This is a genomic window from Thermogemmatispora argillosa (assembly GCF_059696725.1).
This window is the reverse complement of the sequence record NZ_AP019377.1, coordinates 5,259,126-5,279,167: the sequence shown is the minus strand read 5'-3', so window position 1 is coordinate 5,279,167 and position 20,042 is coordinate 5,259,126. Positions and strand designations below refer to the sequence as shown.

Sequence of the window (20,042 nt, the reverse complement as noted above, 5' to 3'; positions counted from 1 at the left end):
ACTATCTTGACTGTTGTTCTGCTTCGATCTTGATGGTATACTCCCCCCAGATGGGGAGAATCCCAAAGAGCGCACCGCGCTTTCGGCGCCGCCCGACACGGCAGGGAGAGGCCTAGCCGTCGCTCTTCGTTAGGGGCAGGCTGCAAGAGACTGCCGCCGGCGACAACCCTGCCTGGCTGGCCTGGCGCCGCTAGTGACGGGTACGAAGGAGTCCCTGAATGCGTCACTTGCTTCGTCGCATTCTGTTTTACCTGTTTGCTGCCTGGGCAGCAATTACGCTCAATTTTATCATTCCGCGCCTGGCCCCAGGTGACCCGGCAGCCGTGCTGCTGGGCAATCTGCAAAGTCGCGGGATTCACGTGGGTGCCGCTTACCTGAAGGCCATCCAGGCCGAGCTGGGCTACAATACCGGCGATCCGCTCCCCATCCAGTATCTTGACTATCTGAATAGTCTGTTGCATGGCAATCTGGGCGTGGCCGTGACCTCCTCCTTCGAACCGGTGACGAACGTCATCGGGCGCGATATCCTGTGGTCGCTGGGCCTGGGCCTGGTTTCGGTGGTGCTGAGTTTCTCTCTCGGCTGTTTGCTGGGCATCATCATGGCCTGGAAACGCGGTTCGCTGCTCGACACCATCCTCTCGCCGCTGCTGAACTTTTTGTCGGCAATCCCCTACTTCTGGATGGCCCTGCTGATCCTCTACATCTTTGGCTTCGAGTTGCGCTGGTTCCCTCTGACCGGCGGCTACGATGAGCTGAACGTCGATCCAGGATGGACGCTTGATTTCATTGCAAGCGTAATATATCATGGGATCTTGCCAGCCCTGACGATTGTCATCGCTTCCGTCGCCGGCTGGATGCTCACCATGCGCAATTCGATGATTACTACGCTCTCAGAGGACTACGTGCTGATGGCGAAAGCTAAGGGCTTACGGACGAGTCGCATTATGTTCGCCTACGCGGCCCGCAATGCGATTCTGCCCAATATTGCCGGCTTCGCTATCTCGCTGGGCTTCATCGTCGGCGGCCAGTTGCTGACGGAGATGGTCTTCTCCTACCCCGGCATCGGCTACTCCCTGCTGCAGGCGGTCCAAAACCAGGACTATTCCCTGATGCAGGGCATTTTCCTGGTCGTCGCCCTCGGCGTGCTCGGCGCCAATTTCCTCGCCGAGTTGAGTTACGCTTTCCTCGATCCCCGCGTCCGCCTCGAAAGGAGTGCCTGACCACTATGAGCCTGGGCAAGGATCTCAAGCACGTAGCTACTCTAGAGCCGGAAACGATCCCGTCAACGTTTCCAAAAAAGTTTCCACGCAGGGATTCGCGGCTTGCTCGCCTGGGCGAGAGCCTCCGGCTCGTCTGGCGAGTCCTGACGAGCAATCGCAAGGTAGCGATTGGCAGCAGCATTGTCGCCTTCTTCTTCCTGGTGGCCATTTTTGGGCCACTGCTGGCCCCCTATGATCCCACCGCGACCTCCAAGCTTTCAGAAACGCCGCCCTCGGCGGCCCACTGGCTAGGCACGACGGCAACGGGTCAGGACATCTTCTCGCAACTGCTCTACGGCACGCGCAGCAGCGTCTTTTGGGGTTTCCTGACCGGCCTCCTGGTGACCCTGGTCTCGGTGGTAGTTGGCCTGGTAAGCGGCTACTTCGGCGGGATCATCGATGAGATACTCTCGCTGGTGACCAATGTCTTTCTGGTGATCCCTGCGCTCCCGCTGGCCATTGTGGCAGTTGGCTACTTCCCCAAGGGGCCGCTGACGATTGCTCTGGTGATCACGCTCACCAACTGGTCATTCAATGCCCGCCTGCTGAGAGCACAGACGCTCTCGATGCGCAGCCGAGAGTTTGTGACGGCGGCACGTGCCAGCGGGGAAAGCGTGTGGCGTATCATCTTCTTCGAGATTTTCCCCAACGAGATTGGCATTGTGGCGGCGGCTTTTGTAAGCACCGTGATCTTTGTGCTGTTGGCCTGGACGGCACTGGAGTTTCTGGGTCTGGGCGATATCAACACCGTAAGCTGGGGAAGCATGCTCTATTGGGCGCAGCAGTCCGACTCGATCTTCTCTGGCCTCTGGTGGTGGTTCGCGCCCCCAGGCTGCTGCATTGCCTTGCTTGGTGCCGCCCTGGCACTGATTAACTTCGGTATTGATGAGATTGCCGATCCGCGTCTGCGCAGCGAGATCAGCGAGCATGTGCCGAAGGAACTCAAAGAGAAGGCGGTAACGTAATGCCTATGACGGACAATCAGTCTCACCATACCCCCAACACGCACAGCAACGGCAATGATGTCCTCCTGGAGGTCCGCGATCTGAGCGTTGACTACTATGCGGTCAACGGCATCGTACACGCGGTCAAAGAGGTGAGCTTCGAGCTGCGGCGGGGTGAGATCCTGGGGCTTGCGGGCGAGAGTGGCTGCGGCAAGTCGACGCTCGCTTACGCGATCTCACGCCTCCTGCGCCCGCCCGCCTACATTACTGGCGGCCAGGTGCTCTATCATCCGCGCAAGCGTGAGAAGCTTGAAAAAGCCACCCAAATCGTTGCGGTTAGCGATCTGGAGGCCAGGCAGCCGGCTTCCAACGGCGCTGCGGCGGCTGCCTCCGCGCTCTCGCCGGAGACTATCGATGTGCTGCGCCTGTCTCCGGCTCAGCTGCGGGCTTTTCGCTGGAATGAGATGGCCATTGTCTTCCAGAGCGCGATGAACGCGCTTAATCCGGTGATGACCATCGGCACACAGATCATGGATGTGCTGAAGACGCACTGTCCTGAGATGAGTGCCGCGCAGCGCAAGGAGCGCGCTGCTGAGCTTTTGAGGATGGTCGGTATCGCTCCCGATCGCCTCCGCAGCTATCCTCACGAGCTGAGTGGCGGTATGCGTCAGCGTGCGGTGATCGCCATCGCTTTGGCGCTGACTCCTGAACTGATCATTATGGATGAGCCAACGACGGCCCTCGATGTGGTGGTGCAGCGTGAGATCCTCGATCTGATCAGCTCGCTCTGCCGCGAGTTTTCAACGGCGCTGATCTTTATCACGCACGACCTGTCGCTGCTGCTGGAACTGGCCGATACGATTGCGGTGATGTACGCCGGCAAGATGGTGGAGAAGGCCAGCAGTAAGGAGTTTTACGCTCACCCGCGCCATCCCTATAGCTATGGTCTGCTGAATTCTTTCCCCAAGTTGCACGGTCCGATTCGCCGTATGGCTGGGATTCCTGGCTCCCCTCCTGATTTGCGCGCTGTCCCCTCAGGTTGCGCTTTCCACCCACGCTGTCCCTTTGCCTGGGACGCTTGTCAGCGCCTTGAACCCCAGTTGCTGCCTTCGACGGCGGAGACGCCGCGCCAACTGGTGGCTTGCCATCTCTATGATGCTCATCTACGACCAGAAGGGCCGCCGAGCAGCGCCGAGTTCGCGGCTCGCTATGAGGCTCTGGCTGAAGGGAGTGCAATCGCATGAGCGTTTCTGAGCAGCTGACTGTGCAACAGATTCCAGAGAAGGTATTACAACCGGTGTTGGAGGCGGAGCATCTGCGCAAGGATTTCCCGCTGCGTTCTATCCGCCTCTTCGGTCCACCGCGTGCTGTGCATGCGGTGGAAGATGCCTCGCTGGCCCTGTATCCAGGGCGCGCAACGGCTGTGGTGGGCGAAAGCGGCAGCGGCAAGACGACGATCGCCCGCATGCTGGCCCGTCTCTATGACCCAACTTCGGGGGTCATTCGCTTTCATGGTCAGCCAATCGATCTGAAGGCGCGCGGTCAGGCTCTGCGCGCTTATCGCCGTCATGTGCAGTTGATCTTTCAGGACCCCTTCGCTTCTTTGAACCCGATCCATAGTGTCCGCTACCATCTCAGCCGCCCGCTGCGCGTGCACGGCCATGTTCATAATCGCCAGGAGGAGACCGAGCAGATTCTCGCTCTGTTGCGCCGGGTGAGTCTGACGCCCGCTGAGCAGTTTATTGAGAAGTATCCGTATCAGCTGAGCGGTGGCCAGCGTCAGCGCATCGCGATCGCTCGCGCGCTGGCTGTGCGTCCAGAGGTCTTGCTGGCCGATGAGCCGGTTTCGATGCTGGATGTGTCGATCCGCCTGGATATTCTGAACCTCCTGCTGCGCCTTAAGGACGAAGAGCAGCTCGCTTTACTGTATATTACACATGATATTGCTAGCGCCCGCTACTTCGCTGAGGAGACACTGGTAATGTACGCGGGACAGATGGTAGAGGGTGGTCCTAGCGAGGAGGTGACGCAGCGTCCGAAGCACCCTTATACTCAGTTGCTGTTGTCGGCTGCTCCCGATCCCGATCGCATGATGGCCGGCCAGAAGGTGCAGCTACCAGCGCGCGGCGAAATTCCCAGCCTGATCAATCCTCCCAGTGGCTGCCGCTTCCATCCGCGTTGTCCTCATGCGATGGAGATCTGCCGCCAGCGCTTCCCGCGCCGCACTCATCTGGGAAACGGCCACTGGACCCATTGTTTTCTCTATGGCGACGGCGATGGCGAGCCGGTGGTCAGTCCTCGTTTGAAGGCTGCCAGCAGCCAAGGTGTAGCGGCCTCGCCCGCTATGGGCAGTACTGACCCCGGCTCTTCTTCCTCTTCTGTGCCAACCTCCCCCAGCGGGGCCGGCCCTCAATCGTAGAGACTGGTCGTGATGGGAATCTGACCGCGTTTGAGGCCAGAACGCGCGACGACTCGCTCTGTGAGTCGTCGCGCTTGCTCGATGACTTCAGCTTCGTTCAGGGTAAGGACGCGGCGATTCTCCATGACCAGGGTGCCGTTGATGATGCTATGCTTGACGCTGCTACCGGTGGCGGCATAGACCAGCGTTTGGACAGGATCATTGCAAGGGACCCATTCGACCTGGTTGAGGTCAAAGAGGATGAGGTCGGCTCGTTTGCCAACTTCGACGGAGCCGATTTCGTCGTCCCAGAGAAGGGCACGCGCTCCTTCGATAGTGGCCATGCGAATGGCTTGCCGCGCCGGGATCATGGCGGCGTCCATGCGCGCGTCTTTGAAGAGGCCCGCCGCCAGGTAGAGTTGACGTGTCATGTCGAGGGCCCCGGAGGCAGAGACGCCGTCGCAGCCAAGGGCAACGGTAACGCCGGCGGCGAGCATTTCGGGATATTTGCCGATACGTGTCGCTCCCTTGGCGATCTTGAGTGAGGTCCCGGGACAAAAGGCGACTTTGGTCCCTCGCTGGGCCAGCAGGGCAATTTCGTGCTCTTTGATGGCGACTACATGCGCCAGGACAAGATTCGGTCCGAGGGCCCCGATGCGCTCCAGGCGTTCGACTGGCCAAAGGCCATATTTCTGCTCGCTGAGGCGGGCTTCTTCGATGGAGGAGGCAATGTGGTAGGTGGTGCCTACTCCGAGCCGCTCGGCCAGTTCACGAGCGCCGCGATGCAGTTCGGGGCTGCATGGCTCTTTGCCTTCGATGTTGACCCAGCAGCGGATGCGTCCGTCGGCGTAGCCGTTCCAGCGTTTCACGCAGGTTTCAAGGGCGGCCAGGGCTTCGTCGGCGTCGCGGAAGAAGTGATGGGCGACCATCTCCGGGGTCCAGTAGGGGGGGATGACTTCCGGTTTGACGTCGGCGGCATGGCGGCCCGTGATGCCACGCATGCCAGCCTGGGCCGCCGCTTGAACGGTGATGCCGGCGTCGTTCTGAGACCCCATGTCCAGAAAACAGGTGGTGCCTGTTTTGATCATTTCAAGACAGGCTAAGAGAACGCTCCAGTGTTCGGCCTCTTCGTCGACGGCAGCGTAGAAGGGTTTGGCCCAGTTGAACACCCAGGGCCGCGTGGTGAGACTGTCGGGGAACAGGCCACGGCTGAGCTGCTCAGAAAGGTGAACATGGGCTTCAATCAGACCAGGCATGAGCAGGGTGCGCCGCCCGTCGATGACGCGATCGAAGTGGCTCCCCTGGTAACGGGCAGCGATTGCGTCGGCGCGATCGACGGCAGCGATGCGTGTGTCTTCAATGACGACAGAGGCATGCTCCAGGATGTTATCATGTTGGTCGACGGTCAGTAGATAGTCGACGTTATCGATGAGGATGCGTGTCATCGCTTCTCTTCCCTCGCTGTTCTCTCTTCTACTCTCTTCCTCATTGATCGCCAGGCGGGCTATTCGCTGGTTTCGGCGCCGAGAGCTGAATGGCGAGACTGGTCACCAGCGTTGGTCAGCGCGCCCGGGCCATGCTCAGGGGTAGGAGCGTAGAACACGTCCAATGCCTGGCTTGACAAGGAGTTGTCCGTCGCGATAGACAACCTGGCCTCCTTTGATGGTGAGGATCGGCCAGCCTTTCACGGTCATGCCGTTGGCTGGCGTCTTGAGCTTGGAGAAGGTGGTCTCGGGACTAACTACGCGCTCGGCCTCCATGTCGACAAGCACAAGGTCGGCGTCTTTGCCAATGGCGATGGAGCCTTTGCGGTCGTCAATATGGTAGAGGCGGGCCGGGTTAAGGGCCGCTACGTGGACCAGTTGCTGCAGGCTGATGCGCCCTTTGTGAACGCCTTCGGAGAGTAGGAGCGGGAGGGCAACTTCAATGCCAGGCATGCCCGCAGTGACGCTCCAGAGATCGTCGGTCTCGTGCTTTTCGCAGGCGATGTGGTCGGTGCCGACGGTGGCTATGGCCCCACGGCGAATGGCTTCCCAGAGGCGTTCTCCGTTGGCGCGGTCGCGCAAGGGTGGATTCATTTTGCCGATGGCGCCGATGCGCTTCCCGGCCTCCTCGGGGAAGACTGTCAGAAATTGGACGAGGGTTTCGAGGATGGGCGGGACCTTCGTCCAGCGGGCGGCAGCGTCGACGCCGTCGGCGGTGCTGAGATGCAGGACGACAATGCGGCAGCCGGTTAGTTCGCTGAGGTAGGCCATGGTGTGGATGTCGGCAACTTCGCAGAAGGCTGGCCGCCCGTCGCTCCAGGCTTGCAGGTCTTTGCGCCCTGTGGCCTGGATGGCCGGCAGGGTGTAGCGCACAATTTCGACGTCCTCGCAGTGGAGCGCCACCAGCCCATTGAAGGGTGCACATTGCTTCATGGTGAGATAGGCATCGCCATCGTCCAGTGGTTCGATGTCTAGCTCGGCTACTTCGCGGGCGCGGTAGTCAAGATGGAGCTTGTAGCAGAGGACGCCAAAGCGCTCGTGATAGAGAGGGATTTCGTCGATATGCTGCCGATTCTGGATCTGCAGGTGAATGACGACGTCGCAGTAGGAGTGCTCGGCTATGCTGCGCTCCCAGCGCGGGTAGACCTCTAAATAGGAGGCTTTGGCGCGGTTGTGTGGCATCATAACGGTGGTGCCCCCAGCGATCGCCGCAGCGCTGGTCTGCTCGACATCCTGGTCAAAGGGATAGTGCACGCCGAGGTGAATGTGTGGCTCGACACGCCCGGGCAGTAAATAGTGACCGCGCCCATCGATGGTTTCGTGGGCCGCCGGAGGACTGTCATCGTCGCCCAGGGCGCTGATTTTGCCTTCGCGCACAGCGAGCCAGCCAGTAAAGGTGGTCGTGGGGGTGACGATCTGGCAGTTCTTGATGACCAGGTCCGCTTTTGCCATGATGCTTCTCTCCTCTCTCTGATGAACTTGCTGCTATTACTCGATAGCAGAGAGTTTTCTCACCGATAAGATGCTTGTATGCCAGGGGCGGCTTTCTTCTCTCCCACGCCCCATATAGCCTGTGTATGTTATTGCCCCTTGAAGGCCAGGGGCTGGAGAGCAGGCAGGAGTTCCTCCAGTGAGACGACAGCGCCGATATAGCGCTCCCAGACAGCAAGGGCCATAGCGTGCCAGGCCGGGTCGATGCCGCCAACGCATTCGCGGACCACAACGACATCGTAGTCGCGCATGTAGGCCTCGCGGACGGTGGTGTCGATACAGGCGTTGGTGGTCGTGCCGGTGATGAGAAGGAGGCGTCGCCCAAGAATGCGCAGCAGGACCTCTAGCCGTGTGCCGTAGAAGGCGCTGAATTTGTGCTTCTCGATGAGATGGCTGCGCTCATCGATGAGCGGCTTCAGCTCGGCAACGATCTCGGCGTCCCAGGTGCCGGGCTGACAGGCAATGCGGGCCCGCTTCTGCGTGTGGGGAGTGATACGGTGAAGCTCGCGGGTGTGATCTTCGACAAAGTGATGCTGGATGGTCCAGATGTCTGGGATGCCGCAGGCTTTGCAGGCCTCTACTAAACGGCGAATGTGGGGAATGATGGCCGCCAGCGGTCCGGTGTCGACACCACTCAGCCCAAGTGTCCCCTGGGGATGACAGAAGGCGTTCTGCACGTCGATGACGAGTAGGGCGGTCTCGCGAGGATCGATCTGAAAGTTCATCCCGCTTCCTCTCCTTTCTTGCTTGCAGCACGGCTGGGCCTGGCTCGCTGGTCAGCAGCGCCTTCCGCCAGCCGATCGCTGGATAGCGCCGAACCAGCCTTATGCCCCTGGAGTGGAGCCGGCTGGCCCAGCCCTAACTTTCTCGTGTTGATCCGCCTTGCTCCGCTCTTTGCTGGCTCGTCAGCCCAGGGAGGCTTGACGGGTCTGGCAAAAAGTGGTATAGTGATTATACCACATTGGCAGCGGAGAAGAGAGCGCCCACCCCGGTCCTCCTGCTTGGGACCGGGTCAATCGCTGCCAGAAGTGGTATAATCACTATACCACAAGCATGGAAGGCCCGGCGCAAGTAAGGAACGCCAGCGAGAGGATGGCACTATGCAGTACATAGCCATGATCGAAGCGATCGCGGATGCGCCGCAGTACCAGTTTCTCTGGCGGGAGTTGCCGGTTGAGGAGCGTATACAAGAGGCGGCGCGTGCGGGTTTTGCCGGAGTTGATTTCTGGGACTGGATCGATAAGGATATTGATCATCTGGCGCGTGTCGCTGCTGACCAGGGTATCTTTATCAACTCAGTTTTCGGCTCGCGGCATGGCTCACTGAGCAATGTCGCTGATCATGCCCGGGTCCTCGACCAGTTTCGTGAATCGCTGGAAATGGCGGCGCGTTGTGGCATTCGGGCCCTCTTTGTCCAGAGCGATGAGGTTGGACCAGGGGGGCAAGTGGTGCCGTCGGCCCGTTCTCTGAGCGAAGCGGAGCGCTGGCAGGCGCTAGAGGAAGGTCTTTGGCGCCTGGTGGAGCTGGTCGACAGCTCCGGGCTAGAGGTGACGCTCCTGATCGAACCGCTCAGCAAGCTGCACGTTCACGGCTATTTGTTGCGCAGTGTGCTTGATGCTGCCCGCCTGGTTCGCCGCCTCAATTCTCCCCGGCTCAGGCTCGTCTTTGATCTTTTTCACCAGCAGATTAACGAGGGGAACCTGATCAATAATTTGCGAGCGACGATTGATCTGGTTGGGGCAATCCACATTGCCGATGTCCCCGAGCGTGGTGCTCCAGGTACGGGGGAGATCAATATTGCTCGGATCTACCGCGAGATGCTTGCTCTTGGCTATGACGGCCAGGTTGGTTTCGAGTGCGTGCCGGGCGATAGCTCAACGGCGGAGGTATTGGCGGCCATTCGCGCAATTTTCCCCTTCCCTGATCCTGACACTGAGGGGCGTTAGCTGGCACGGTCAGCGCGCCTTCATCTGCTGTCGTTGTCCGTGCCTTCCGCTCCGTTCGGTTCGGTTCGTCCTGTCAGAAGTCGCTGGCTCCAGCTCATGGAGCGAAAGGTTGGCTGGCTATGCTGAAAGGTTCTCGGCTTCCCCGACTTCGGCTCTTCGGGATACCGCTATTTCTCCTCCTCATGCTTCTCCTCAGCGCCTGTGGCAACCAGGGGTCTTCTTCTTCGGGAACCTCTGGCGGCTCGCAGCCAATTCGCGTGGCTATGGTTACCAGTGGCCCAGTCAATGACCACAGTTGGAATGAGGACGCCCTCAAAGGGGTGCAACTGATTAAGGAGCAGTTAGGCTGGTCGTTCGCCTACTCGGAGAATGTTTCGCAGGCGGAACAGGCGAACGTTCTGCGCCAGTATGCGCGCCAGGGGTATAATCTGATTTTCGCCCACGGCTTCGAGTATGCTGACTCGGTGAAAGCTGTGGCGCCGGAGTTCCCCAATACGCATTTTGTGATCATTAATGGCAAAGGGTCGCTGGCCAATCTGAGTGGAACGGAATTCCGCTATGGTGAGTTGGGCTATTTTACTGGCATGGCCGCCGGGCTGGTGACGAAGAACAATAAGATTGGTATTGTGGCGGCAGTGGATGCGCCCCAGGTAACTGCCGATATTGATACCTTTAAGAAGGGAGTGGCGGCAGTTAACCCGCAAGCCAGCGTTAGTGTAGCTTTCGTCGGCTCGTATGACGACGTGGTCAAGGGTCAGCAGGTGACGCAGGCTCAGCTTGATCGCGGTGTGGATGTGATCACGATTATGGGCAACGCCTTCGACGGACCGGCCATTAAGCTGGCCCAGCAGAAGGGGGTGAAGGTGATCGCTGGTTGGTCCACGGATGCTTATTCGCTGGCACCCAACACGATTGTGACGAGTGGTGTACAGGAGGTGCCCGGTCTCTATCTGCAGATCGCCAGGCTCTTTAAGGAGGGCCAGCTCAAGGGCAATACGACCTATCAATTCGGATTTAAGGAGCAGGTGCAGCATCTGGGAAAGTGGGGCGATTGGGTGCCCCAGGATGTGCGTAGCCGTGTAGAGGCTGCTGTTCAGCAGTACCTGGCTGGTAAGCTGAATATCGGTCTGCCCGCGTCCTAGGGCCGTGGCTATCTTGTCTGTCGTGTCGTGATGGCTCTTGACTTGAGACGTTGGTGGCTCCTCCTTCCGGCCTGTCTGCCTGCGGCTTGAGCGGACAGTTGGCAGGCACTGATCCATCCAGGGGGCTGTGATTGGCAAGAGGATCAGGGCCAGAGCAGGTCAAGGCGGGGACGCAGGCAAGGCTAGCTGGGGGAGGTGTCAATTCCCTGCTTCGCCTTTGGATGCTCCTCCAGTCTGAGCAGTGGGGCGAGGGGACAGGAGGGGTAGGCGCTGCAGCTTGCGCGGGCAGCGGTATGTTCCCTTACTTGTCTCCCTCGCTCCTTGGGAGCAGTTCGCTATGGCTATGATGCGCGTTGTGACAGGTGCTCGCTTCGGTCTTGGGCGGCTAAAGCGCTCGTGGCTCTCGCTGGCGCTGCCTGTGGTGGCCATTGGGCTGGCGCTGCTACTCGGGGCCGTGGTCATGCTCATCAGCGGCTTTAGTCCGCTTGATGCCTACTCGGGCCTCTTCCAGGGTGCCTTCGGGACCTTACCCCAGTTCGCTGAGACGCTCAATGAGGCGACACCGCTGCTGCTGATTGGGCTGGGCATCGCGGTGGCTTTCCGCGCTGGGGCCTTCAATATCGGTGGTGTAGGTCAGGAGTATCTGGGGGCGCTGGCGGCGGTGGTGGTGGGTGGTAAGTTTGCTGGCCTACCTGGCGGTCTTCATCTGGCCCTGGCCACGCTGGCTGGCTTTATAGCTGGGGGCCTGTGGGCGGCCCCGGCGGCTTTGCTGAAGGTCCGCTTCGGCATCAATGAGGTCATCACAAGCATCCTGCTCAACTACATTGCCATCTATTTTATAGACTATATGATCTCTGGCCCGATCCATGCCCCAGGCTTCACAGCGGCCCCGACCTCGTTCCCTGTCCAGCCGGATGCCACTTTTCCCATTTTGGTGCGGGGCAGCGACCTCAACGCCGGTTTCTTTCTGGCCCTGCTGGCCCTGCTGGTGATTTTTATCCTGCTGCGCTACACAACCTGGGGGTATCGCATTCGCCTGGTGGGCTTGAATCGCGAGGCGGCTCGTCATGCCGGGGTGCATGTTGATCGCGTCTACCTGCTCTCCTTCTTCATCAGCGGGGCGCTAGCCGGCCTGGCCGGGGCGATCGAGATCCTGGGCTATCGCTACCAGTTGATCACCGGTTTTGCTCCGAATACGGGCTACGATGCCATTGCGGTCGCGCTGCTTGGCGGCTTGAACCCCGGCGGCGTGGGGCTGGCGGCTCTCTTCTTCGGGGCTTTGGCCAATGGCGCTTCGGCTATGGAGGCTATCGCCCAGCTGCCATCACAGCTGGCGGATATTGTGCGAACGCTGGCCATTCTGGCGGTGCTGGCCGTGTCGTCGCCGCTGATTCTCGATGTGGTGCGCCGACACCAGGGAGAGAGCGAGGCGGCGAGCGGGGATAGCTCGTCGCTGACTACCGTTGGTTCAGAGAGGCAGCCGCCGACGAGTAGCCTTGAGCCTGATACTCCTGTTGCAGAGTGAGGAAGTGCGTATGCGCAAGCGACAGTCGCGACGCTGGCTCTGGATGAGCCTGGCCCTCTTGCTGCTGCTGGCCTGTCTGATGGTGCTTAATCTGGTGACGGGCCGTCGATCCGCTGCTGGTCAGGGCAGCGGTGGCCTGATTGCGCTCCTCACTTCGCCTGATTTTGTGGTGGCCTCGCTGGTGGCCATGACGCCGCTGTTACTGGCTGCTCTGGGCGGGCTGTTCAACGAACTGGCGGGAGTGCTGAATCTGGCCCTGGAGGCCATTATGCTTTGCGGGGCCTTGGCGGCTTATATGGGGGCCCTGGCCGGCCATAGTCCCTGGGTGGGTCTGCTGTTGGCGATCGCTGTGGGCATGCTGATCGCTCTGGTCCATGCCTGGTTCTCGGTCACCTTGCGGGTCGACCAGATTGTGAGCGCGGTCGGTCTCAACCTCTTTGCGCTGGCGGCCACAGCCTATGTTTTTCGTCTGCGCTTCGGCAACGTCTCGCAGTTTCCTTCAGCCCCCGGTTTCGGTCCGCTCTCTTTTCCCTTGCTCAGCTCGCTGCCCTACATCGGTCCGGCTTTCTTTCAGCTCAATGCGCTGGTCTACATTGCGCTGGCTCTGGTACCGGTGACCTGGTTTGTGCTGTACCGCACGACTTGGGGTCTGGCTCTGCGGGCGGTTGGTGAGAAGCCACTAGCGGCGACGACTGTCGGGATCGACGTGCAGCGTGTGCGCTATCTGGCTTTGCTGGTCTGCGGGGCCCTGGCCGGGGCTGGTGGTGCGGCTTTGGTGAGCGCCAGCGGCGTGAATGCCTTCCAGGAAAATATGTCTGCCGGGCGCGGCTATGTGGCCTTTGCGGCGATCGTCTTCGGACGCTGGCATCCGCTCGGCATCCTGTTGGGAGTCTTGCTCTTCGGCTTCGGCGACGCCTTGCAGATCCGTCTACAGGCCTATGGTGTCAATGTGCCTTACCAGTTGCTGGAGACGTTGCCTTATGTGATCACGCTCCTGGCGCTGATGCTGTTGATGCGCAACGCGCGTGGTCCGGCAGCCAGCGGTCAGCCCTACAGTAACGAGGGAGCGCGCGCGTTGCTCAAAGGGGCTTCCCCGCCCGAGGAGGATGAGGAGAAGGTAGCACCAGCCTCAGCGGGGGCTATATTGGAGCTGCGTCGAATTGTGAAGCGCTTTCCAGGAGTGGTAGCTAACGACCATGTGACGCTCACCATCCGCGCGGGTGAGATCCACGCTTTGCTGGGTGAGAACGGGGCCGGCAAGACGACGCTGATGAATATTGTCTATGGCCTCTATCGTCCCGATGAGGGCCACATTCTGGTAGAGGGGAGGCGCGTGCAGATCAGAACACCCCGCGAGGCCATGCAGCTTGGCATTGGCATGGTGCATCAGCATTTCATGCTCATTCCCGCGCTCTCGATCCTGGAAAATATTGTGCTGGGGACGAGGCCGGAGCGGGCCCCGCTGCTTGATCTGCGGCAGGCTGAGGAGCGCATCGCCCAGCTCTCGCGCAGTCTGGGGCTAGAGATCTCGCCCTATGAGCGTGTCCAGAATCTGACGCTCGGGCAGCAGCAGAAAGTCGAGATCATGAAGGCGCTCTATCGTGGGGCCCGCCTGTTGATCCTCGATGAGCCGACGGCAGTGCTGACACCCCAGGAGAGCGAGGAGCTGTTTACCCTGTTGCGTCGGCTGCGCGCCGAGGGCGTGACCATCATCTTCATTAGCCACAAGCTCAAAGAGGTGATGGCGATCAGCGACCGTGTGACGGTGATGCGCCTGGGGCGCGTGGTACGTACGTTGGAGACGCGGCAGGCGACCCCGCCTGAGCTAGCGCGTTTGATGGTGGGGCGTGCTATAGCGCTGACGGTAGTCAAGGAGGCGGCCAGAGCGGGCGAGGTACGCTTGCGCCTGGAGCAGGTGCAGGCGCGCGGGAGCAATGGGCAGGAGGCTTTGCGTGGCATTTCGCTGGAGCTGCGCGCCGGCGAGATTCACGGCCTGGCAGGAGTAGACGGGAATGGGCAGAGCGAGCTGTTGGAGGTCCTGATGGGACTGCGCCGCGTCGAGACGGGCCGCATTCTGTTCGAGGGACGCGATATTACGGCCCTTGATACGGCGGCGCGCCTCGATCTGGCGCTGGCGCATATTCCCGAAGATCGTCATCAGCAGGGCCTGATTCTGGAGCTGACTGTAGCCGAGAATATGGTGTTAGACGTCTTTGACCATCCGCCCTATGCGCGCTATGGCTGGCGGCGTTTCGGGCCGGTAGTGGCTCGGGCGCAGCAACTGATGGCCGCTTTCGATGTACGGGCGCCGAGTCCGTTGACGCCGATGCGGCATTTATCGGGCGGCAATCAACAGAAGGCGGTCCTGGCCCGTGCCCTGGGCCGCGAGCCACGCTTACTGATCGCCATGCAGCCAACGCGTGGTCTGGACGTAGGGGCCATCGCCTATGTCCATCGGCGGATTGTCGAGGCGCGCGACCGCGGCTGCGCGGTCTTGTTGATCTCCTCCGACCTCGATGAGATCCTGGCCTTGAGCGATCGCATCAGTGTGATCTACGAGGGGCGCATTCTGGAGACCCTGCCCGCGGCGGCGGTCGACTTGACCTATCTGGGTCTGCTGATGGCGGGAACCCGTCCAGAGCAGGTGCTGCAGCCGCAGCCGCAACCGCAGTGGCTGGTCAGCGGCGATTGGCCGGTGACCTAGTCGAGGCGCAGCGGCCGGCGGGCCGCTCAGTATTGACTGATTGCTAGAGCGAGACTGCGCGTGTTGCGTGCGGGATCTCTTTGCAAAGGGGGAAAACGATGACGTTGACGCTGGAAGGACATACGGCTTTAGTGACCGGCGCCGGGCGCGGGATGGGTCGCGCGATTGCTCTGCGTCTGGCGCGAGAGGGCGCCCGGGTCGCGGTGGCCGATATCGATGAGCAGGGGATCGCCACGGTGGCCGAGGAGATCCGTTCCGCTGGCGGCGAGGCGCTCCCGGTGCGCCTGGACGTCAGTCGTGAGGAGAGTGTCAATGCAGGAGTTCAGCAGGCCCGCGCGCGGCTGGGCCCGATTACGATCCTGATCAATAACGCCGGCATTTTTCGCGATACGCCTTTGCTGGAATCGCCCCTTGAGGACTGGTATCTGAGCCTGGCCATCAATTTGACCGGTCAGTTGCTCTGCGCGCGCGCTGTCGTGCCCGATATGATCGCTCAGCGCTGGGGACGCATCGTTAATCAGGCCTCGATGATGAGCAAGGTGGCCTTTGGTCGTGACTATGCATACTGCGCCTCAAAGACCGGCGTATTGGGTCTGACGCGCTCGCTGGCGGCAGAGCTGGCGCGCTACAACATCTGCGTCAATGCTCTCTGCCCGGGCAATATCATGACCGCTATGTTGGAGGAGGTCGATCGCGCGGTGGCGCTGCGCGAAGGTAAGCAGCCTGGCCAATTTCTGAGCGAGCGCCCGCGTGATATTCCTCTCGGGCGCCTGGGCCGACCGGAGGATATCGCCGGCGTGGTGGCCTTTCTGTGTGGGCCTGACGGCAGCTACATCACTGGCCAGGCGATCCATGTCGATGGCGGCCTCTATATGGCCTGATGTTCGCCTGGCTTGAGCCGTCTGGCCTGCGACCGTCTACGCTACGCTACGATCAAGCAAGCCAGGCAAGGAAGGAGCAGAGAGCGTGCAATCGTTGGCTGGCTATTCGCCTGCTTTTCTGAAAGAGCTGTACCGCAAGATGGTGCTGATTCGCCGCTTCGAGGAGCGGGCGGCGGAGCTGCGTAGCCTGGGCTATATTCCCGGCTTCCTGCATCCCTACATTGGTCAGGAGGCGGTGGCCGTGGGCGCCTGCGCGGCCCTTGGCCCCCACGACTACATCACCAGCACGCATCGTGGACACGGCCATATTTTGGCGCGCGGGGGCGATCCGCGCTACATGTATGCCGAACTCTTCGCCCGCCGCGATGGCTACAACCGCGCGAAAGGCGGCTCGCTGCATATTGCCAATATTGAGCTAGGGATCATCGGCGCCAATGGTATCGTGGGCGGCGGTATTCCGATCGCTGTCGGCGCGGGCCTGGCCCTTAAGCAGGCGCGCCTGATCGGCGCCCATCACCCCGACGACCCCCGGGCGCGACGTGCCGATGGGGTGGCAGTGACCTTCTTTGGCGACGGCGCTTCCAATCAAGGCGCTTTCCACGAGTCGCTTAATCTGGCCGCACTCTGGCGCCTGCCGGTGATCTTCATCTGTGAGAACAACCTCTATGGCGAGTTCACGCCGCAGCATAAGCACCAGACTATTCGCGATATTGCCACGCGGGCCAGCTCCTATGCCATTCCCGGGCTGATTGCCGATGGTAATGATGTGCTCGACGTCTATCGTGTGGTCAGCAAGGCCGTCGAGGATGCGCGCAAAGGACGCGGTCCCACTCTGGTGGAGTGCAAGACCTACCGCCAACGCGGCCATTACGAGGGAGACATGGGCCAGTATCGCCCCGCCGAGGAAGTGGCCTTCTGGCTGGAGGCCGACCCGATCAAAAACTATCGGCGCCTGCTGCTGAGTGGCAAGATCTGCTCTGAGGATGAGCTGCAGGCCCTTGATCAGGCAGTTGAGCGGGAGCTAGAAGAGGCGATCGCTTTTGCGAAAGCCTCGCCGCACCCGGCGCCCGAGGAGGCGCTTGAAGATGTCTTTGTTGAAAGCTACGGGGGGAGGGCCTTACTATGACTGCTACGCCCAAGGTAGAGAAGGAACGGCGTCTGACCTACGCGCAGGCGATCCGTGAGGCGTTGGCCGAAGAGATGGAGCGCGATCCCTCGCTGTTGCTCCTCGGCGAGGACATTGGCGAGCCTGGCGGTGTCTTCGGGGTGACCCAGGGGCTCCAGCAGCGCTTTGGGGCTGAGCGTGTGCTTGATACGCCAATCTCTGAGGAGGCCGTTATCGGGACAGCGCTCGGGGCGGCGCTCCTCGGTGTGCCTACAGTAGCGGAAATCATGTTTAGCGATTTCGCGACGCTGGCGATGGATCAAATCGTGAACCAGGCGGCCAAGTTTCGCTATATGACCGGTGGGCGTACCAGCGCGCCGTTGGTGATTCGTATGGTAACGGGCACGGCAGGCGCAACAGCCGCCCAGCATTCTCAGAGTCTGGAGGCCTGGTTTACGGCAACGCCCGGGCTGAAGGTGGTGACAGCTTCCACTCCTGCCGACGCCAAGGGATTGCTGAAGAGTGCTATCCGCGATCCTGACCCCGTGCTCTTTTTCGAGCATAAACTACTCTACAATAGCCGTGGCACGGTACCGGCAGGGGACTACCTTGTCGCCTTGGGGGAGGGGCGCGTTATGCGTGAGGGGAACGATGTGACGCTGGTCGCCTATCTGTATATGGTGCCGCGCGCGCTCAAGGTCGCCGAGGAGCTGGCTCATGAGGGCATCTCAGTCGAGGTATGGGACCCGCGCACCCTGGTGCCGTTTGATCGGGATGGTTTGCGCCGCTCGCTAGAGAAGACGGGGCGCCTGGTAATCGTTCAGGAGGCACCGCGCCGCAATGGCTTCGGCGCGGAAATCGCCGCCATTGCCGCTGAGGAATTTTTCCCTCTCTTGAAAGGGCCAATCAAGCGCGTCTGTGGCACGAATACGCCCATGCCTTACGCTCCCGAGTTGGAGCAGTTTGTTATTCCCGACGAGGCTCGTATTGCTGCTGGGGTGCGTGAGGTGCTGCGTAGCGCGGTACGCAGCGCGTCGGGTGGCTGATGATCAAGCAGCCGCGGTGCTGCCAGGCCAGCCAGTGACGGCCAGGGAGCGGCGGCGGTAGAGGATGGTGAGGCACCGCGCCGGATGGGTGAGGAAGCAAGGGAAGCAAGGAAGGAAGGAAGGAGCAGCCTAATGGCAGAAACCATTGCCATGCCCAAGTGGGGGTTGACGATGGAGGAAGGCACGATCGTCGAGTGGATGGTAGGCGAGGGCGATCCGGTGCAGAAAGGGGATGTGCTGGCGATCGTGGAGACAGAGAAGACCTCTGTTGAGCTAACGTCGCCTTTCAGCGGCGTGGTAGCCCGCGTTCTGGTGGCCGATGGGGAGACGGTCCCAGTGGGCACGCCGCTACTGATCCTGGCAAGTAGCCCGGAGGAAGCCGCTCAGCTTCGCTGAGCAGAAAGCGAACGAGGCCAATTCAAGGCGTGCCTCATGGCGATGAGTCGCGGGAGTCTGTACGTTTCGCGGGGAGACATATTAAGATATATCCGCTAAGGAGTATAACCGAACATGAGACTACACAGATAGAGGAATCTCAGAGATGAGCAAAACTGAAGCGGAAGCGGCTATCAGGCCACTTCATTTGTCCACTGCGCGCAGCAGCGCAGCCGAGCAGTTACGGCAACTGATCGAGAGCGGCCACTTTGCTCCCGGCGACCGCCTGCCAAGTGAGCGTAAGCTAGCGGAGCTCCTGGGGGTCAGTCGCACGATGGTGCGAGAAGCCATCAGCACCCTGGAGGCCATCGGCCTCATAGAAGTGCGCCACGGCAGTGGCAGTTATGTGACCGCGGAAGTCCCTCAACAGAGTGTTTCCGCCATGTGGAGCGCCTGGTATATTGCCCATCGTCAGGATTTGATCCATCTGCTCCAGGTACGCGAGGCGCTGGAAAGCAAGGCCGCCGCCCTGGCCGCGCAGCGGGCTCGTCCGGCGCTGGCGACGCGACTGCGCAAAATCCTGGAGAAGATGCGCAGCGCCGGTGAGCGCGGCCAGATGGACGAGGTGTCGGCCCTCGATAGCGAGTTTCACAGCGCGATCGTCAAGGCAAGCGAGAATCCGATTCTGATCCAACTATTACTATCGCTCAATGCCGTGCTCGATAACGATCGGCTGGCCGTCTTTAGCCTGCCCGACCGTCTCCAGCGCTCATTACACGATCACGAGTGTATCATTCGCGCTATCGAGGAGCGCGATCCCTTGGCGGCGCAGGCTGCGCTCCACGAGCACTTTGAGAGTGTGCTGAAAGATGTTGAGTCGCCGCGACGGCAGGGACAGGCCGGCCTGGCCCACCCTGGGCCTCAACATCAGGAGCAGCCGCAGGCCTGTTCGCAACCAACGGCCCCAACGGCGCCTGAGCCTGTCCCAGCAACAGGAGGGCGAGAGCCATGCCAGTCGTGATTATCGAGATGTATCCGGGGCGCACGCCCGAGCAGAAGCGGGCTTTAGTGAAGGCCGTGACAGAGGCGATGGTCGAGCACGCGGGCGCCCGACCCGATCATCTGCATGTCATCCTCCACGAGGTGGCGCCCGAAAACTGGGCCCTGGCCGGGCGTCTGGGTACTGAGCGCGAGGCCGAGACCCCTGCCGCGAGCCGTCCCGCCAGCGATGGCGAGGCGACCTCTTCGGCGGAGAAAGGAGGAAGCTAATGGCGACGATTCGCGGGGTTTCCCACCTCCTGTTACAGACCCGCGATCTGGTGCGCGCCGAGCGCTTCTATGTGGAGGTGCTTGGTTTCCACGTGCGCGAACGGACAACCTTTCGCGATGGGCGCCCCTTGGTGGTCATGCATGAGGGCTTGGGCCTGACCGAGCTAACCGAGGAGGGGAAGCGCCTCCGCCAGGAGGCGGGTCAAAGTCTGGAGCATGTGGCCTTTCGCGTCGAGAATATCGCCCAGCTTGAGCAGGAGCTGCGCGCCGCCGGCGTGACGATCGTCGATGGTCCCAAGCCAACCGCGTACGGGACATCGCTCTACTTTCTCGACCCGGATGGCGTGCGCATCGAGTGTCACGATTAGGCCGCTGCCTGCCAATCAGACCGAACGCGCGTAAGGTGGCAGCCAGGGTTAGCTGTCCATAGGTGGTCACAGTATACATATGGTCAACCCGGACTATTGGCTAGC

At 60.9% G+C, this 20,042-nt stretch carries 18 protein-coding genes; 15 read left to right on the top strand and 3 right to left on the bottom strand.

Going from position 1 to position 20,042, the window contains the following annotated elements:
- The first annotated feature begins 218 nt into the window (after window positions 1-218).
- Genes AC6H1L_RS20610 through AC6H1L_RS20595 form a run of 4 tightly spaced genes read left to right on the top strand, consistent with a single transcriptional unit; the run spans window position 219 to window position 4,622 of the window.
- Window positions 219-1,220 (top strand): ABC transporter permease, encoded by a 1,002-nt coding sequence (locus AC6H1L_RS20610; protein WP_497599330.1) that lies wholly within the window; start codon window positions 219-221, stop codon window positions 1,218-1,220.
- A 5-nt stretch (window positions 1,221-1,225) separates the two neighbouring features.
- Window positions 1,226-2,224: an ABC transporter permease gene (locus AC6H1L_RS20605; RefSeq protein WP_497599329.1), complete on the top strand. Its 999-nt coding sequence runs from the start codon at window positions 1,226-1,228 to the stop codon at window positions 2,222-2,224.
- A 5-nt stretch (window positions 2,225-2,229) separates the two neighbouring features.
- On the top strand, window positions 2,230-3,447 hold the full coding sequence (locus tag AC6H1L_RS20600) for an ABC transporter ATP-binding protein (protein WP_497599328.1): 1,218 nt from the start codon (window positions 2,230-2,232) through the stop codon (window positions 3,445-3,447).
- Window positions 3,444-4,622 carry an oligopeptide/dipeptide ABC transporter ATP-binding protein gene (locus tag AC6H1L_RS20595; RefSeq protein WP_497599327.1) on the top strand — a complete coding sequence of 393 codons (1,179 nt, stop codon included), beginning with the start codon at window positions 3,444-3,446 and terminating at the stop codon, window positions 4,620-4,622. The genes AC6H1L_RS20600 and AC6H1L_RS20595 overlap by 4 nt, the downstream gene beginning before the upstream one ends.
- Here the strand turns inward: AC6H1L_RS20595 and AC6H1L_RS20590 are convergent.
- From AC6H1L_RS20590 to AC6H1L_RS20580, 3 genes are all read right to left on the bottom strand, one after another.
- Window positions 4,613-6,046, bottom strand: coding sequence for an amidohydrolase family protein (locus AC6H1L_RS20590; RefSeq protein ID WP_497599326.1), 1,434 nt, complete (start codon window positions 6,044-6,046; stop codon window positions 4,613-4,615). The two genes, AC6H1L_RS20595 and AC6H1L_RS20590, sit on opposite strands and share 10 nt — an antisense overlap.
- Before the next feature lie 135 nt (window positions 6,047-6,181).
- Window positions 6,182-7,537, bottom strand: coding sequence for a dihydroorotase (locus tag AC6H1L_RS20585; RefSeq protein ID WP_497599325.1), 1,356 nt, complete (start codon window positions 7,535-7,537; stop codon window positions 6,182-6,184).
- Window positions 7,538-7,665: 128 nt separating this feature from the next.
- Complete coding sequence (locus AC6H1L_RS20580; RefSeq protein ID WP_497599324.1) at window positions 7,666-8,301, bottom strand: cysteine hydrolase family protein; 636 nt, start codon at window positions 8,299-8,301, stop codon at window positions 7,666-7,668.
- Between the two features lie 375 nt (window positions 8,302-8,676).
- On the opposite strand from AC6H1L_RS20580, the gene AC6H1L_RS20575 reads away from it, so the two are divergent.
- From AC6H1L_RS20575 to AC6H1L_RS20525, 11 genes are all read left to right on the top strand, one after another.
- Window positions 8,677-9,522, top strand: a complete 846-nt coding sequence (locus AC6H1L_RS20575) for a TIM barrel protein (RefSeq protein ID WP_497599323.1) — start codon at window positions 8,677-8,679, stop codon at window positions 9,520-9,522.
- A 119-nt stretch (window positions 9,523-9,641) separates the two neighbouring features.
- Window positions 9,642-10,664, top strand: a complete 1,023-nt coding sequence (locus AC6H1L_RS20570) for a BMP family protein (protein WP_497599322.1) — start codon at window positions 9,642-9,644, stop codon at window positions 10,662-10,664.
- Window positions 10,665-11,001: 337 nt separating this feature from the next.
- The gene (locus AC6H1L_RS20565; protein WP_497599321.1) at window positions 11,002-12,189 is read left to right on the top strand and encodes an ABC transporter permease; all 1,188 of its coding nucleotides are present in this window, start codon (window positions 11,002-11,004) and stop codon (window positions 12,187-12,189) included.
- A gap of 10 nt (window positions 12,190-12,199) precedes the next feature.
- The gene (locus tag AC6H1L_RS20560; protein ID WP_497599320.1) at window positions 12,200-14,893 is read left to right on the top strand and encodes an ATP-binding cassette domain-containing protein; all 2,694 of its coding nucleotides are present in this window, start codon (window positions 12,200-12,202) and stop codon (window positions 14,891-14,893) included.
- A gap of 98 nt (window positions 14,894-14,991) precedes the next feature.
- Entirely contained in the window at window positions 14,992-15,774 is a 783-nt protein-coding gene (locus AC6H1L_RS20555; RefSeq protein ID WP_497599319.1) for an SDR family NAD(P)-dependent oxidoreductase, read from the top strand.
- 139 nt (window positions 15,775-15,913) lie between these two features.
- Window positions 15,914-16,900, top strand: a complete 987-nt coding sequence (locus AC6H1L_RS20550) for a thiamine pyrophosphate-dependent dehydrogenase E1 component subunit alpha (protein ID WP_497601578.1) — start codon at window positions 15,914-15,916, stop codon at window positions 16,898-16,900.
- On the top strand, window positions 16,897-17,925 hold the full coding sequence (locus AC6H1L_RS20545) for an alpha-ketoacid dehydrogenase subunit beta (protein WP_497599318.1): 1,029 nt from the start codon (window positions 16,897-16,899) through the stop codon (window positions 17,923-17,925). Before AC6H1L_RS20550 ends, AC6H1L_RS20545 begins: the two co-directional genes overlap by 4 nt.
- Window positions 17,926-18,057: 132 nt before the next feature.
- The gene (locus tag AC6H1L_RS20540) at window positions 18,058-18,321 is read left to right on the top strand and encodes a biotin/lipoyl-containing protein (RefSeq protein ID WP_497599317.1); all 264 of its coding nucleotides are present in this window, start codon (window positions 18,058-18,060) and stop codon (window positions 18,319-18,321) included.
- 145 nt (window positions 18,322-18,466) lie between these two features.
- Complete coding sequence (locus AC6H1L_RS20535) at window positions 18,467-19,321, top strand: FadR/GntR family transcriptional regulator (RefSeq protein WP_497599316.1); 855 nt, start codon at window positions 18,467-18,469, stop codon at window positions 19,319-19,321.
- Entirely contained in the window at window positions 19,309-19,569 is a 261-nt protein-coding gene (thmT, locus tag AC6H1L_RS20530) for a 2-hydroxymuconate tautomerase (RefSeq protein ID WP_497599315.1), read from the top strand. Before AC6H1L_RS20535 ends, thmT begins: the two co-directional genes overlap by 13 nt.
- The gene (locus tag AC6H1L_RS20525; RefSeq protein ID WP_497599314.1) at window positions 19,569-19,937 is read left to right on the top strand and encodes a VOC family protein; all 369 of its coding nucleotides are present in this window, start codon (window positions 19,569-19,571) and stop codon (window positions 19,935-19,937) included. The genes thmT and AC6H1L_RS20525 overlap by 1 nt, the downstream gene beginning before the upstream one ends.
- The last annotated feature ends 105 nt before the right edge of the window (window positions 19,938-20,042 follow it).

What these genes read in the sequence shown, in the direction of transcription:
- AC6H1L_RS20610 (WP_497599330.1), top strand. Translation starts at nt 219, where the DNA reads ATGCGTCACTTGCTTCGTCGCATTCTGTTTTACCTGTTTGCTGCCTGG.
- AC6H1L_RS20605 (WP_497599329.1), top strand. Translation starts at nt 1,226, where the DNA reads ATGAGCCTGGGCAAGGATCTCAAGCACGTAGCTACTCTAGAGCCGGAA.
- AC6H1L_RS20600 (WP_497599328.1), top strand. Translation starts at nt 2,230, where the DNA reads ATGACGGACAATCAGTCTCACCATACCCCCAACACGCACAGCAACGGC.
- AC6H1L_RS20595 (WP_497599327.1), top strand. Translation starts at nt 3,444, where the DNA reads ATGAGCGTTTCTGAGCAGCTGACTGTGCAACAGATTCCAGAGAAGGTA.
- AC6H1L_RS20590 (WP_497599326.1), bottom strand. Translation starts at nt 6,046, where the DNA reads ATGACACGCATCCTCATCGATAACGTCGACTATCTACTGACCGTCGAC.
- AC6H1L_RS20585 (WP_497599325.1), bottom strand. Translation starts at nt 7,537, where the DNA reads ATGGCAAAAGCGGACCTGGTCATCAAGAACTGCCAGATCGTCACCCCC.
- AC6H1L_RS20580 (WP_497599324.1), bottom strand. Translation starts at nt 8,301, where the DNA reads ATGAACTTTCAGATCGATCCTCGCGAGACCGCCCTACTCGTCATCGAC.
- AC6H1L_RS20575 (WP_497599323.1), top strand. Translation starts at nt 8,677, where the DNA reads ATGCAGTACATAGCCATGATCGAAGCGATCGCGGATGCGCCGCAGTAC.
- AC6H1L_RS20570 (WP_497599322.1), top strand. Translation starts at nt 9,642, where the DNA reads ATGCTGAAAGGTTCTCGGCTTCCCCGACTTCGGCTCTTCGGGATACCG.
- AC6H1L_RS20565 (WP_497599321.1), top strand. Translation starts at nt 11,002, where the DNA reads ATGGCTATGATGCGCGTTGTGACAGGTGCTCGCTTCGGTCTTGGGCGG.
- AC6H1L_RS20560 (WP_497599320.1), top strand. Translation starts at nt 12,200, where the DNA reads ATGCGCAAGCGACAGTCGCGACGCTGGCTCTGGATGAGCCTGGCCCTC.
- AC6H1L_RS20555 (WP_497599319.1), top strand. Translation starts at nt 14,992, where the DNA reads ATGACGTTGACGCTGGAAGGACATACGGCTTTAGTGACCGGCGCCGGG.
- AC6H1L_RS20550 (WP_497601578.1), top strand. Translation starts at nt 15,914, where the DNA reads ATGGTGCTGATTCGCCGCTTCGAGGAGCGGGCGGCGGAGCTGCGTAGC.
- AC6H1L_RS20545 (WP_497599318.1), top strand. Translation starts at nt 16,897, where the DNA reads ATGACTGCTACGCCCAAGGTAGAGAAGGAACGGCGTCTGACCTACGCG.
- AC6H1L_RS20540 (WP_497599317.1), top strand. Translation starts at nt 18,058, where the DNA reads ATGGCAGAAACCATTGCCATGCCCAAGTGGGGGTTGACGATGGAGGAA.
- AC6H1L_RS20535 (WP_497599316.1), top strand. Translation starts at nt 18,467, where the DNA reads ATGAGCAAAACTGAAGCGGAAGCGGCTATCAGGCCACTTCATTTGTCC.
- thmT (WP_497599315.1), top strand. Translation starts at nt 19,309, where the DNA reads ATGCCAGTCGTGATTATCGAGATGTATCCGGGGCGCACGCCCGAGCAG.
- AC6H1L_RS20525 (WP_497599314.1), top strand. Translation starts at nt 19,569, where the DNA reads ATGGCGACGATTCGCGGGGTTTCCCACCTCCTGTTACAGACCCGCGAT.